Origin of the sequence: Vibrio marisflavi CECT 7928 (assembly GCF_921294215.1) — a bacterium.
In the GTDB taxonomy this organism is placed as follows: Bacteria; Pseudomonadota; Gammaproteobacteria; order Enterobacterales; family Vibrionaceae; genus Vibrio; species Vibrio marisflavi.
The window spans coordinates 1,168,407-1,182,809 of sequence record NZ_CAKLDM010000001.1 but is presented as its reverse complement, the minus strand read 5'-3'; the positions used below and the strand labels follow the sequence as shown (position 1 = coordinate 1,182,809).

Below are 14,403 nucleotides of genomic sequence, written 5' to 3'. Positions count from 1 at the left end.
AACGGTTAACTTTGTTTCTTATACGCTACTTTCAATAAGTCCCATTCAGCTTCACTCAGCTGGAACCACGGTGTCTTTCTTTCTTGGTGTGACACGGATGGGCTATTGTTGGTAAGCTCATGTTCGATATCGCCATCACGCCATTGAATAAGACTAATTGGCCCAAGCAATAATGCTTGATGCTCTTGAGGTAGTTCACTAAGCCAATGCTCTAAATAGGTAGGGGCGTAGAAACGCACTACGTAGGGCTTATGGGTTGGGCTCAGCATCAAAGTGACACTCTTGATATGTTCAATAAACGCCACGTTATCGGCTTGAGTTTGGAATACAATCGCTTTAGGAAATTGTTCTAAGGCTTCGTCGAGCTGTGCCTCTGAAACTTGAAACCAAAGTGGAGAGGCGCTCAAAGAGCCCTCAAGTGGGGTATCTTTATACCACCAAAAGTGTTCAAACGAGTGGTCATCAGGGTAATCGACGGCTGTTTGACTTTCTGGTGTGTCAATCAATAACCAATAATGGTTTGCGTTTGATGTTATTGACATGAGCCATCTCCTTTACACAATTCGCATCCAGTTTGACCTTCACGTTTTAGGCAGATACCTACTGCGGCTGAATTGAGTTTGGCTGCGACTTTAAGCGTTTCTGTTGGGTCACTGACGAAAGGAGTGCTTTTATCCAATGCCTTCGGCGGCTCTAATCCACCCGGAAGTAGTGGCTCGACACCTGCGTAATCGCTGCCTTTGCCTGCTTTTCCGCCGGAGTTTAAGTCGATGGATTTACCCACGATTGTGACGCCGGATGCGTTGATCTTGATGAAGTTTTCACCCGCTTTGAGGGTGAGGGCAGAGCCTGCGTCCAGCACCAGTTTGCCACCAGACTTCACGTGCACTTCTTGGCCGGTATCGACGAGTAGGCTTTGCGCTTGCTTCATGTTTAGCGTGGCATCGGTGATCAACGTGTGGTTGCCTTTGGTGTGCTGACGAGATTCGCCATCGACAGTCAGATGGTCGTTGACTTTCACGTGGCTAAAGCGCTCATTGGCGACAGTTTGATGCCAATCGTGGTCGACTTCATCGGTGCGGTCGTTATTGACCTGCAAGTTCATGTCTTTTTGCGCATGAACGTAAATTTGCTGCTTGTCTTTTTGATCTTCAAAATGCAGCTCGTTGTAGCCTTCACCTTGGTGAGTTTCAGTGCGCAGCACGGTGCGAGTTTTGTAATCGGGCAGTTTGTATGGCGTTGGGTTGAGCGCATTAAATGTGCGGCCTGTGATGATCGGTTGGTCTGGGTCGCCTTCTAAAAAGCTGACGATCACTTCGTGACCAATGCGCGGCACTGCTAACATGCCGTATTGGCTGCCTGCCCAACCTTGTGCCACGCGTACCCAGCAGCTGGCTTTGTCATCGCTGTTGCTGTAGCGATCCCAAGGGAATTGCACTTTTACTCGGCCATATTCATCGCAGTAGATTTCTTCATCTTTGGGGCCAACGATGGTGGCAATCTGTGGGCCATCAACACGAGGTTTTACGTCCATCGGCGCGCGCCAAGGTAAGTTGCCCGCAATAACGGTGAACTCGTTGTGGTAAGTCGTTGCGCCATGACTTCCTGCAGCTTCTAATGCTTGTGGCTGTTTGCCATGATGCTGCAGTTCAATCACCAGCCAATCGCGGTTGCAGTTATCATCGTTGTGCTCTTGCAGGGTAAACTTTTCACCCGTGAGCAGTGCGGCAACGTTGCTTTTTCCTTGTGCGGTTTGCGCATCGCGGCGCAAAGATTCAAGGCGAACTTGCGCAAAGGGCTTGCCGCTTTCGTCGTCTTTATAGCGGCCCGGATAATCGTAGTGCTCATAATTATCGTGCTGGTAGGTCAAGTTCGGCGCTTGTTGCGTTTGCAAAAAGCTGTACGCCGGTTTCTTAAAATAGCGGTCTTTGAGTTGCACAGAGGCAGGGCGAACGGCGCTATGGCGTTTAAATTGACGAATAAATGGTACCGCGCTGATGCCAGCGCCCGTCCCATTATAGGGCACAGGTTCGGGCAATGATGCCAACGGCTTAGTGTCGTCAGCGAACACGACGGTGTTTTTATTATTGTCGTGGCTGAAGTAGTACAAGATGCCTTCTTCAGCGGCGATACGCTGAATGAATGCTAAATCCGTTTCGCGGTATTGCACGCAATACTCTCGTTTTGGGTATTCGCGGGCGAGGGCAAAGGCAAAGTCCTGAATGTTCATCTCTTGAATCAAGATGGAGATGATGTCAGGGACGGTTTGCGATTGAAAAATTCGGCTGTTGTGACGCAGAGACAAGCGCATCAATGGCGGCACCATTTCTACTTGATAGAAGGTGTGCTGGTGTCCAGTGTCCCCTTGGGAGAAACGGCTGACAATGCCTTGCCACTGTTGGGCGGCTTCGCCGTCCTGATAGAGGCTTAAGGTGGCGTTATGGTCAACGACGTTCTCGGGACTGATAGAAGCATTCGAGCTCGCGAGATCTATCGCAAAGGTAAAAGGTTGCGACAGCGTATCGGAGCCCTGAAACTCGGTGACCACAAAGGTCGATGCATCGAGTCCTTCTACGGTGAAGGTCATCTGTAACTGGGTTGCCATGATTGACGTCTCTTACTGCTGTTATTGTTTTAGCTATTTTTATTCTTGTGCTTTTCTGCTCTTGTTATGCAAAAAAAGGCATAGGTGGTCGATGGCGCCGAGAGTGTATCGAAAGCGCCATCAGCCTCTGTCAGAGTATCGTTAAGGATTACGCCTCAACAGGAGTGCGCCAGTCGTCTGCACCCGATGTGCCAGAGATGGTGTGGCTCCAATCGATTTTGCGGTAGCCCATTGATACTTCAACAAGTTGAGTGAAGTCTGAGCTGTTTGGATCTTGGCAGTGAGGCATTTGTAGATCGATGTTCACGATAGTTGCGTCAGTCAGTTTCGTTGTGAAGAACGACTCTTGCTTGCCTTCAACCGACGTGCGGTACCATTTTAGTTCAACCGTTGGTAGTGATTCACCAGACGCCAGTGCGTTGTACATCAGTGGCACAGATTTGTTCAGAGCAACCACAAATTTGAATGGCTTGTGAACACGTTGGCCAGCAGGTTGACCAGATTGTGGATCCGTTGGAACAGTGACGATGTGGTCAACTTGTTGAACCAACATTTCGTCTTCGTGACCTTCGGTATAGATATTGCCTACTGAGTCAGCCGTGAATGCACCTGCAGTGATGTTGCCTTGAGTTTTGCCTTGGATAGAGATGTAACAAGGAGTTGGCATATTATTATCCCTTTTATCAGTATATGAGTATCAAATTGCGCAAAATCGCACGCTTTCTATAGGCAAGGGGTGTGCCAAGTTACGAATATAGGAATAAGTTTGTAACAGATTGAAAAATAAGGAAATAAATATCAGGCTGGAAGTGTGGTCGGAAAATGACCGAGCAAAATGTTGCTCGAATCGAGCAAGAAATTGCCCAGCGAGCAAGATATTGCCCGAATGAGAACCGAAGTGCGGTTAACATGTAGAGCTGAGAAAGGCGACCTGTTAGTGAGGCCGTTGAAAAGGAAGAGTTTAGAATTCAGCTGCAGTGTCCGGGCTTGTTCATGCATACCGCCGACAGCTTTGACTCGCAATAGGCGCGTGATATATGAATGAGGTGAAGTATTCCAATTCGCTCCTTAAACTCCTAGTGAGAATCAGGATATATGCACACTCACTTAGGAAATAAGTTTAGCTATAAACAGAGGACAAATTTTTTAGTCGCTACATTTGTGTTCTGTAAACTACGTGGAATCGTTCTAAAACGAGCATCATGTCTTCACTAGGCTCAATGTTAAGCTCCATACACTCTTGTGCAAAGAAATCCCAATGAGATTTCCGCCACCACTCCAATGAGCGATCACCTTCGCCTTCAGAAGCTGCAAACTCAGCGGTAACGTCTGAAAACTTGGACTCCGTGACTTCAGTTATTTCTATTATGGACGTCGGATTTCCATTCCAGTCTGTTACCACAGTTAGGCTTCCAACTTGTGGCATTGCTTCAGGCTCCTTTTCGTACCAGTATTTCATACTGCAAGTCGCGGTTTTCTTGCCAGCTAATACTAAATTGGCACAAAGGTTCGCGTTTATTTCGTCTGCACAAAAATAGTCAGCGCAAAAGTGAGTATGTTTTTGCCTCTGCTCTATGGTTAAGCTGTTTAAATATTTGTCGAGGAATTTCTTCTGTACTTCGTTCATGGCCAATTACCTGCTGATTTTGTTGGATAAAATCTATACTACAGAGCTTTGTATCGAATGTCTTTTTTTGGAGGTATGGGCAGGGATAGGTATAGCAATGTGAGGGTGCTTTATGCACCCTCGTATAGGTTTACTTTATATGCTTGTATTTAACTACTAGGTCTAAACTACCGCTATTTTCGTGAGTGCTAAAGGCGTTGAATATAATATTGTCTTTACTCATTGCTGATACGTTGTAAACAGTATCGTATTGGAACACCTTTTTACCCAACTCTACGCCATCACTACTCAATTCGATCAATGTTGGCTTGTAGTTATTCGTGTCATCACGGAACGTAATAACCGAGGTGTTGTGATCAGACGTTTGTACAGCACTCATAAAATAACCGGCATGGTCGGAGCCGTAATATAGCTGTTGATAGACGCCATCGCTGATCGCATACTCAGCCGGTCTCCAGTATTGACCGGAGTTTTGGATAAATGTCAATTTCATATCGTCATTGTCACCAAGCAGAAGATCAGGGAAGGCTACTGCGCCGAGTTCACCGCCTTCAAAGTCAGTGACTCCTTTTTCAGTTTCTAGATCTATGTGGGAAACGACGACCTGAGATAACACTGAGGCAGCCTCGACAAACGAAATATAGGGAGTGTTGCCTTTAAAGTTAATTTTTAGATGTCGAATGAGTAGTTGTTCACCTTCAGGTGGCAGTGGCAATAAACCTGTACTGTCTAAATCTGTCCATGTGCCTGTCTTCGGAGAATACTTTTTCACTTTAAGAAAGTCATTGTCTACGACTCCAACCTTTGATGTTTGATAGACAACATACACTTCACCATTAGGCGCTACTGATATTGCACTACTGTAGCTTGTATCTATCATCGCGATGTTGGCATTCGAAGAAATAAGCGTCCAAGATCCTCCTTGTTTCAGTGCCCAGATTTCTCCAACTATATTGTCTTGGTCATCTCTTTTGGATACAAATACGTATACAGTCTGATCATTTTTATCTACTGCGATTTCAATGTTTGACCCTGAAATAACATCTTGGCTATCTAGGTTGTCTGAAACGGTATTCGTTTCGGAATCTAACTTAATAACTTTTACATTTCTTGGGAAGCTACCATCATATAGTGAATAAGCTATATATGCGTTGTTTAGTCCATCAGTTTGAATACCTAGATCCGCCACTTCACCTGGAATTGTTTGGGTTGACCAACCAAGTTGTTGTGATAGTGCTGACGTTGAAAGTGTACATGCGGCAATAGATAGAGCTAATCCAGCTAATTTCATTTATATGTCCTTATATTCTATGTTTTAAACGGTTAAGATTTTGTATGGTTTACTATTTATTAGCATTAATAAATCTAACTACCACCCAATATATTTGATGATCAATTAGAGATTAATGGAAAATATTCTCACTCTTTTGGTATAAATTCTGAACAACAATGATGTTAACATTCTATTTTCATTATTCAATACACCTAATTAACATTTATGGTTATTTATTCTGAATAACTGTTTTTTGGTTCTTTACTGATAGTTTTAATTTTTATTTGTAGAGTTATTTGTACGTTTTATCACAAATAAATTAGCTACTTTGGCGCGGGTGAAATTTAAGAATTCATAAATGGGACAAACTTCATGCCGGAATTTTATTAATCCTGTTAGCTTTATTATTTTTATAATTTATTTCTATTAATTGTGTTATATCTATTTCTGGTAATTAATCGATAAGTGAATTATGGGGTGATTTCATTTATTTTTGATTATGAATTGTTCTGGTTTATAACCTTAGAGGTTAGCCAGTCGATTTGATTGCAACCGATGAAGACTTCGACTTTGCGTAGTTAGGCGGGTAACATATAGCACGAACGTTCTATATCTCTACGTAAGTTGTTTGTTTGAGTATGTTGAAGGGTTTGATTGCCAAGTGGGCTTTTACGCCAAATCTAAGGGGCTTATATGTTTGATTCTTCAAAAGTTTTAGTTGCAGGCTCGACGGGTTACTTAGGTCGCCACATTCTGAAGAAGATGCTGGACAAAAAGATGAGTTTTTGTGCTCTAGCTAGGAATGATAAAAAGCTTCGTTCTTTGGGCTTGTCAGAGTCGCAAATAATACAAGCGCAGGTTACGAATCGAGAGGAGCTGTCCGAAGTTTGTGATGGCATTGATGTCGTGATTTCAAGTTTAGGCATCACTAGACAAAAAGATGGCTTTAGTTATGAAGGCGTTGATTATCAAGGCAATCTAAACTTGCTAGAAGAAGCCAAACGCGCTGGTGTAAAGAAGTTTATCTACATTTCTGCGTTTAATGCTCAAAACTACCCTGATGTACGTCTTTTAAAAGCGAAAGAGCGCTTCGCAGTTCAATTATTAAATACTCGTGAACTTTCTCCATGTGTCATTCGGCCGAATGGTTTTTTTTCTGATATCGCTGAGATTTTTAAAATGGCAAAGGCGGGGCGGGTATACACTTTTGGGACTGGAAAAATCCAGATAAACCCAATACACGGAGAAGACTTAGCTGAGTTTTGCTTGGATTCAATATCAAGTAATGAAACAGAACGGTCTATTGGCGGCCCTAAAGTTTATTCGTTAGATGATATCGCCAATATAGCGTTTCAATCGCTTAATAAGCCGGCAAAAATTACCCATATCCCAGACAACTTACGCGTCCTGTCTTTAGGAATCGCGAAACGCTTACCAGAAAAGTGGGGAGGACCTGCTGAGTTTTTCTTAACCATGCTGGGCGGAGATGCTATAGCACCGAGCTATGGAAAATGCTGTCTAGAGCAGTACTTCGATGAGCTAGCCAAAAGTTAAACTAGAGCTTATTCCAAAATATGGGCGATTTATATGAAGAGTGGTCAGATAAAGCCAGCTTAGAAAACCATCACCAACAGGAGCATACTCAGCAAGTGGCTAGCAAGTTTGAGAGTTGGCTGAGTGAAGAAACGCAAGTATCAATAATGAATAAATTGGAAGCCTGATCTGCTCCCTAAAAACATATGAGAGCAAGTGACTAGTCTACCTAACTTATGCCCCATTCTTGTTTAGTATCTTAGGATGATAAAAACAAACAGAGATGATTTTGGCCAAATTGAAATAATCCGAACAAGGCCACAAACCATCTCACAGAACTAACTGGTTACTCCCCTCGCGTTATAGCTGTAGAGGTTTCGGACGCAGATTTACAATGGCTCTGTAATAGAGCCTACTCAGGAACTTACCTAACACTTAAGTTGTACTTATTCTTTTCCTGACTGAATCATGCATTTGTTTTACCGTCATAAGTGCGAGCCATTGAATTTCTTCAATAGCACGAGCTCGAAGATCAGTGTTAGAAGGTTGGTATGAACCTTTCAGGTTGGTGCTAAGCATTGGTAGTTCATGAAGTCGACTATCACGAATTGAATTGATTAAGGCATCCAGTGTATTGCCAATGAACTCGTCAGTTTGTTCTGAGATTGTGGAATAAACATCAGTCCTAACAAGTGGCAATAGAAGGCAAATATAGTGATTCAAGAGACGGTAGTCGCTTAGCATGTCTTCATAAAATTGAGGGTCGGCTCGTGTGTGTAGCGGCTCTTGTTGCATTTCGCTATAAATTAGTTCAAGGGCATGTTCTGCCGATAGCATTGCCGCACGCCTCTTAAGTAAAGAGAGTGTATCTCTATGCTCTGGAGCAATTTGAAATTGCTGATTACAGTACAAAAACAGATCTTTAGAAGCTCCAAGTGCGGCCAATGCGTGTGAATGAATCTCTTTTCCTCTCCATCTCGGCCAGAGCATGATATGGCCGAGCATCACGATTGCTGCACCAATAAGGTTGTCAATTAAACGAGGCTCGGAATAGTTAATCCCCTGATGCGCCAATAAGGGGGACACTAGTATGACTAATAATGTAATGCAGCCAATGGCAACCGAATAATTGTGCATAAGGTTGAGCATGGCCAAAGGAAGAAGAATCGCAACCAGCGCTAATATGACGGATGCTGGTAGACCTAATTGGAGCAAAACAGATGCGATCAGTACGCCAAAGGCTGTTCCTAGACACCTTTGCCATATCTTACTCCTAGTAGCCAAAAAGCTTGGTTGAATGACCATCAACATAGAAATGAGTACCCAAGTCGGCTTTATGAGAGCGAAGTAGTGGGATATGCCCACGCCAACTGCAAACATCACTCCAATTCGGGCAGAGCTTCCCCATACAGGACTGTTTTTTGTCGGCCAGCGTAATGAAAGCTCAAAGGGCTGTACATCGAGTGGACGTTCGTAGACAGGTTCGTTACGGTCAATTCGTTGAGATAGGCGCATCATCGCATTTTCCCAATATTGAAACCTTGGCTGATCTTTGAGCCTCACAGATTCGATCAAATCTTTTGCTCTTTGTTCAAGCCCGCCTAATTCGGTCTTTTCATATTGTTGGTTGAATAATAGATACGTAGACTTGTTGCTCAATATTTGTTGGCACTGTTGGCTCCAGCTTTGCAGTAGAGCTTGTTTAAGAGGGGCGTTCTGGATTTGCGTTAGCAGGGCAGGATTACTAGTGTGGCTGCACAAGAGAAGCTCAAAGATATCTAGAGCCAAGAATAGTGCTTGCTTCAATGATTGAGCGTCTTTTCGTTTGCCTAAAAATGACTCTGACTGTAGCGCCTGCTGAAAGAGCTCAATCAACCTGTGTTTCGTTTGAAGCCTAGATTTGTCGTTTAGCTCTCCAAGTAAGAAGGCCTGTTGCTGCATAACATATTTGACTAATGTTTCGAATATGGCAGACAGAGAGACACGTAAAGCGTAGTGCTTCCATACTTCAAACCACATCCAGCTAAAGAGTGCAAAAATGAGTGGGCCTAAAACTAGTAAAGGGTACAAGTGAATTGGGGCATGAGAGTGGTAAAGAGACAGACACATAATAGCGATAAGAATGCTCGACATACCTAGCCTCCCCCAAAAAGGGCCGTTTACAGCAGAGCTAGCTAAAACAAACGCTAGTGTGCCGTAGGTAAGCCATAGCGGCACACCGCTAGTGAGCAGTGCATATGTGATAACAAGAGTGATAGTCCACGTCGCTGAAGTGACGGCAAATCGACTCCAACGCCTAGGTCCTGCAGAGTCTAAACCGCTAATGAGTGCGGAAGGTAACGTGGTTAGCGCTACTATCGTAATGCTGACGTGGTTGAATAAGATGCCTAAAGCGAGAAATAAAATGATGGCGCTAGTTGCTCTCAAACCTAAGTTGAGAGAAGGGAGATACCAAACTTTACGGCTTATTTTTATAGATGGATAAAATGTCATAGGTTTTCTCAATCGCGTATCTTTCACCTAACGCTAGGAAGTAAAGTGCCAGGTTTATAACTACCAAATAGGTAACGCATACGGGGGTTACACAAACACGACGTTTAAGGCTAGGGATAGTTTTAAGCGTTTTCTCAAGCCTTATAATTTATTGATTTTCAATAACTTACTTTCTGTCAAACTAAGGTTTTCATTGAGGGTTATGAATCTGGAATGCAGACACGAATACGGTGACCATCTGGATCCGTTGCGACAAACGTCATTCCAAATATCGCTTCTTTCGGATGTTGCTCTATATGAACGGAATCCTCTCGCCATCGCTCGTATATTGAAATGACAGATTTACTATCTTCAACCATAAAAGAAAGCTCAAAACGGTGTCCTGTCCCATCTGAGACAAAATCCTTTGCGTTTCTTGACCAAAGGCTAAGATAAAGCCCATTTTCAAATTCAAAAGAAACATAGTTAGGGAAGGTTGCTACAGGTGGCTTATCAAGTAACTTTTGATAGAAAATAGTGCTTACTTCAATGTTTTCAACATATAGTGTCAATAGATTCGGTGTTAGCAAAATCGACCTCACTTAAAAGTTCGTTTACCAGTGTTGTGGAGAAATCTTAACGCACTATACTGTCAGAAAATGGCAGTAGGGTTTTATTAAGTATGCGCTCTGAACGACTTCTTAACTTGCTACAAATTCTTCGTGGGTATAAACATCCTGTAAAAGGACAAGTGTTAGCCGAGAAACTGAACATTAGTATTCGTACTTTGTACCGTGATATAGCAACATTACAGTCGCAAGGCGCAGATATTCAGGGTGAACCGGGGCTAGGGTATGTGTTAAAGCCCGGTTATTTTCTTCCGCCACTTATGCTTTCACGCGATGAGGTTGAAGCCATGATGCTTGGTATACGATGGGTATCGACTTATGGAGACCGTTCGTTATCAAAATCGGCGGATGAAGCATTAGCTAAAATTTCAGCAGTATTACCTAAAGAGACAGTTTTAAGTGCTAGTGAGCTGCCACTGCGTGTAGGACCGCCTGCATCCGAGCGTTTTTCCAATGAGGACCTCTCTGAGCTAAGGCATGCGACTCGACAAGAGCTGAAAATCGAGATTGAATATCAAACGGAAAAAAATGGATTGAGTTTGAGAACAATCTGGCCATTTGCAATCGGTTATTTCAGTGACCGACGTATTCTAGTGGGGTGGTGCGAAAACAGTGACAAATACTGTCAATTTCATACAGATAAAATTATAAAAACCAATGTTTTATCTACAACGTACCCCATTAGACGCAGCAAACTATTTTGGGACTGGCGCTCTAGGAAAATGAACAACTGAGCTACTATAGATGCCTATATCCAGCCAAGTTCTGCCCCTTTCTTCGCTAGCCTGAGAAATCTTCCATATTCTGTTGATGCGAGTTTGGCCTACTAAAAGTTATCCATTATTCTCATGCTGTTCGCTGTTAATCCCCGTAATGTATCACGGGGTAAACTCGACCATCTTGTAGGCATTGACGAACTTGAATCTATCAAGCTATGCGTAAAAAGCACATCATTTTTAAGTGCAATTGATTTAATATTATATATTCAACATAGAATGCTGGTTATAATGTGGACAACCATAATTGATTAGTAATCAACATCATGACCAATAAAGAAAATCAACAAGAACCTGAACAGTCGAATAGCACAAAGTTGGTTGTAGAGTTCCTTAATTTAGACGAAAAGGACCATCAACATGCTCTCTTCAATGGTAAGAACTACTTTACGGCAAAAAGTTATTGCTACAACAAATCATCGTTATACGTGAAGAATCATGATTTGTTCTTAGCTATATGTGAATATGACGTGGCGGATTTAATGGAGCACTTTTCAAGTATATATGTTGACACAATAACTCATGATGGTGTGTCGCTTGACTTTAAAATTCGTACTTATAAAGGAGAGACCAGAGTATCAATTGTATTTCCCGTTAACTTAGAAGATTGGAAACAGCCTTGGAGTGTAAATGAATACTTTGGGGAGTATCAAAAAGAGCTTCTAAGCAATGGTGAGTATGAGGTGTCATGCGACGTTATAGATTATTTGGAAGATACAAATGAGCCGTTTTATGATCTTTATAATGGAATTGGCATCACAAAAACTTTGACTGACCCAAAAGTTAATTTTAAAGATATTTATCAAAAAATGCTCTCAGACAGTCTGGCGATAGATTCGGCTGCTATTGGTAATTTATCTAGGTCAAATTCTATAGAGCGCTGCATTGAGTTTCCTCCTCAATATCAACAGGCAGGAATCGGTATTTTGTCATACTTCAGCTCATACCTTTCACAACAATATCCAAATAGCTCAGCTCGAGTAAAAATTGAACAAAACGGCACAAGTGTTCGTATGATTATTGAAGCGGAAGATGGAACGCTCGAAACAGTCGAAAAAGCACTTCACGAATATGAAATGATCGTAACAGGCAAACAAAGGCCTGAAGATTTTATTTCAGATGGTTTTGCATTGCTTGAGGTAAAAAACGAGTTAAGAATCGCAAAAACCAGAATTGAATCACTCCAAGATTTAAGAGGACTTCAAGATTCACGTATTGAACAACTAATGGATATAATTAAGTTAGGTCTGTCTCGAGAACAAAATCTGGTAATCGATTTTAAACCTGAAATATCTGTAACAAACAACGTAACTATCAACCAAGATATTTCAGATATAATCAGCTCGATTTGTGAGCTTAAAGCTGAAGTCAAAAATAATGACCAGCTCGAAAATGATTTATCCAGTATAGAGAATACATTATCACAGCTAGAATCAGAAACCGATCCAGCAGTGATTAGACGCTCGCCGGTCATGCCAAAGCTAAAAAGGTTTTTGCTACAAGTATCAGACAAAGATAGTGACCTGAATACTTCCATTAATAGTATTAAATCTGGAGTCTCAATGTGCCAAGAATTGTTTGGTAAATACAATAAACTAGCTGAATGGTGTGCGCTTCCCGTTATACCGAGTATATTTGTTAAATAGAGCCTTACGCTTTGAGCTTCAATCATTTCCAGTTAAAAAAGCCGAACTCAATGAGTCTGGCTTCTATCTTCTTGATATGACCAAAAAGGAAGTTTTGAATAGCCACTGACTTGATAGACACGCTCGAGTTAGACTCATCTGCTTCATTTACCCAAACTCAGCTTACCCGAAAGAAGTCGACTTAAGCGTCAACTCCAAAACGTTTCTGTCCAAAAAACACTTAGCAGGTGATCACCTAGAACTGTGATCACCTAGAACCTCTCTGAAGTGATTCACTTGTATTCCCAGCAACGGAAAATTCGTCTGAGGAAAGGGCTTGATAGTAAAAAATCAATAGGGGGGCTGCTGGTGCAAGCAAGCCTTGTTACGGGAGAATGATAACAAGGTTTTTTATGGCTAAGCTTCGAGTTTTTGAGTTTACAGCACTTTGCTTAGGAACTTTGAAGTGACTTCATGTTGAGGGTTGTTGACGAGGGATTTCGCTTCGCCTATTTCTCGAATGACTCCATCATGTAAGAACGCAATGCGGTCTGATAAATCTCTTGCGAACGCTATCTCGTGCGTTACGACGATCATGGTCATTCCTTCGTCGCGTAGCAATCTCATCGTATCGAGCACTTCTCCTACTAATTCGGGGTCTAGCGCAGACGTCACTTCGTCAAACAACATGTAATTGGGTTCCATCGCTAAAGCTCTAGCTATCGCTAAAGCTCTAGCTATCGCTAAAGCTCTAGCTATCGCTAGTCGTTGTTGTTGACCACCAGATAGGCTATTTGGGTAGTTTTTCAGCTTATCTTCGAGGCCAACATGTCGGAGCTGCTGTTCTGCGATGGCTCTGGCTTCTTGCTTTGATTTTCCCAGCACGATTTTGGGGGCGAGGGCAACGTTGTCGAGGACGGAGAGATGCGGAAATGAGCTCCATTGCTGGAATACCATGCCTATATTCCTACGCAGTTGGTTGACGTCTGTGTCTTTTGAGTGAGCATCAACTCCGTCAACAAGAATGGTTCCCTTTTGTATTGGCTCCAAGGCATTTATGCAGTGCAATAGTGTCGACTTTCCTGAACCACTTGGGCCGATCAGGCTTAATACTTCACCTTTTTCAACTTGTAAATCAATGCCTTCTAGCACAGGTGTCTTATTGTAAATTTTATGGACGTTGGAAAGTTCAATCATGTTTCCACCTCTTCTCGATACGAGTGGCAAGTAGTGAAATAGGGTAGGATAGAGCGAAGTAGAATGCTGCGACGATAGATAAAATAATAAATGGCTCCTGGGTTCGGGTAATGAGAATCTGTGAGGCACGAAGCAATTCCACGTATCCTAGAACAGAAACTAATGCTGAGTCCTTTAATACTCCCAACGCAATACCTGTCCACGCAGGCAGTACAGTTCGAACACCAATAGGTAAGACGATATAACGTATATCTTGAAAATAACTCATTCCCAATGAGCGAGAAGCATTACGTATTGATGATGGAACAGACTCTATTCCGCCACGAGCGACATTTGCGACGAGTGCACTGGTATAAAAGGCGAGTACCAGCGCGCCAGCGTCGAAGGGATCCAGTGAAAAGCCGATGATAGGTACGAAGTTATAAAAAAGAACCAGCTGTATGATAAGCGGGACGCTGCGGAAAACATCGAGTAAGGCGCCGAGTGGGATTGAAATGTAGCGTGATATCGAAAGCAACCAGCCATAAATGACACCTAATATCGTGCCAAAAACTATTGCGATAGCGGAGATCTCCACCGTTTTAATAGCTGCCTGACCTAGATATCCAAGATCAGAAAATTGAAACTCTGAGAAAAACTGAATGCTTGTTACAGAACTCGCCAATA

The 14,403-nt window shown here is 42.6% G+C and carries 13 protein-coding genes; 4 read left to right on the top strand and 9 right to left on the bottom strand.

Going from position 1 to position 14,403, the window contains the following annotated elements:
* Positions 1–5: 5 nt before the first annotated feature.
* The 5 genes from L7A31_RS05300 to L7A31_RS05280 all read right to left on the bottom strand — a co-directional run bounded on the left by L7A31_RS05300 (position 6) and on the right by L7A31_RS05280 (position 5,523).
* Complete coding sequence (locus L7A31_RS05300) at positions 6–542, bottom strand: DUF4123 domain-containing protein (RefSeq protein ID WP_237360457.1); 537 nt, start codon at positions 540–542, stop codon at positions 6–8.
* Positions 533–2,605, bottom strand: a complete 2,073-nt coding sequence (locus tag L7A31_RS05295) for a type VI secretion system Vgr family protein (RefSeq protein WP_237360456.1) — start codon at positions 2,603–2,605, stop codon at positions 533–535. Before L7A31_RS05295 ends, L7A31_RS05300 begins: the two co-directional genes overlap by 10 nt.
* 148 nt (positions 2,606–2,753) lie before the next feature.
* On the bottom strand, positions 2,754–3,272 hold the full coding sequence (locus L7A31_RS05290) for an Hcp family type VI secretion system effector (RefSeq protein ID WP_237360455.1): 519 nt from the start codon (positions 3,270–3,272) through the stop codon (positions 2,754–2,756).
* 486 nt (positions 3,273–3,758) lie between these two features.
* A complete protein-coding gene (locus L7A31_RS05285) occupies positions 3,759–4,232 on the bottom strand; it encodes an ASCH domain-containing protein (protein WP_237360454.1) in 474 nt (157 codons plus the stop codon).
* Positions 4,233–4,362: 130 nt separating this feature from the next.
* Complete coding sequence (locus L7A31_RS05280) at positions 4,363–5,523, bottom strand: hypothetical protein (protein WP_237360453.1); 1,161 nt, start codon at positions 5,521–5,523, stop codon at positions 4,363–4,365.
* A gap of 675 nt (positions 5,524–6,198) precedes the next feature.
* Here L7A31_RS05280 and L7A31_RS05275 point away from each other — a divergent pair.
* The gene (locus L7A31_RS05275; RefSeq protein WP_237360452.1) at positions 6,199–7,059 is read left to right on the top strand and encodes an SDR family oxidoreductase; all 861 of its coding nucleotides are present in this window, start codon (positions 6,199–6,201) and stop codon (positions 7,057–7,059) included.
* A 20-nt stretch (positions 7,060–7,079) separates the two neighbouring features.
* Entirely contained in the window at positions 7,080–7,226 is a 147-nt protein-coding gene (locus L7A31_RS05270; protein ID WP_237360451.1) for a putative quinol monooxygenase, read from the top strand.
* Positions 7,227–7,473: 247 nt separating this feature from the next.
* On the opposite strand, the gene L7A31_RS05265 is transcribed toward L7A31_RS05270, so the two are convergent.
* Positions 7,474–9,531, bottom strand: coding sequence for an FUSC family protein (locus L7A31_RS05265; RefSeq protein WP_237360450.1), 2,058 nt, complete (start codon positions 9,529–9,531; stop codon positions 7,474–7,476).
* Between the two features lie 200 nt (positions 9,532–9,731).
* On the bottom strand, positions 9,732–10,112 hold the full coding sequence (locus tag L7A31_RS05260) for a VOC family protein (protein ID WP_237360449.1): 381 nt from the start codon (positions 10,110–10,112) through the stop codon (positions 9,732–9,734).
* 80 nt (positions 10,113–10,192) lie between these two features.
* On the opposite strand from L7A31_RS05260, the gene L7A31_RS05255 reads away from it, so the two are divergent.
* Positions 10,193–10,873, top strand: coding sequence for a helix-turn-helix transcriptional regulator (locus tag L7A31_RS05255; protein WP_237360448.1), 681 nt, complete (start codon positions 10,193–10,195; stop codon positions 10,871–10,873).
* A gap of 308 nt (positions 10,874–11,181) precedes the next feature.
* Positions 11,182–12,561: a hypothetical protein gene (locus tag L7A31_RS05250; RefSeq protein ID WP_237360447.1), complete on the top strand. Its 1,380-nt coding sequence runs from the start codon at positions 11,182–11,184 to the stop codon at positions 12,559–12,561.
* 417 nt (positions 12,562–12,978) lie between these two features.
* Here the strand turns inward: L7A31_RS05250 and L7A31_RS05245 are convergent, their stop codons facing one another.
* Both L7A31_RS05245 and L7A31_RS05240 read right to left on the bottom strand, forming a co-directional pair.
* The gene (locus L7A31_RS05245; RefSeq protein WP_237360446.1) at positions 12,979–13,737 is read right to left on the bottom strand and encodes an amino acid ABC transporter ATP-binding protein; all 759 of its coding nucleotides are present in this window, start codon (positions 13,735–13,737) and stop codon (positions 12,979–12,981) included.
* A complete protein-coding gene (locus L7A31_RS05240; protein ID WP_237360445.1) occupies positions 13,730–14,401 on the bottom strand; it encodes an amino acid ABC transporter permease in 672 nt (223 codons plus the stop codon). The genes L7A31_RS05245 and L7A31_RS05240 overlap by 8 nt, the downstream gene beginning before the upstream one ends.
* Positions 14,402–14,403 lie beyond the last annotated feature (2 nt).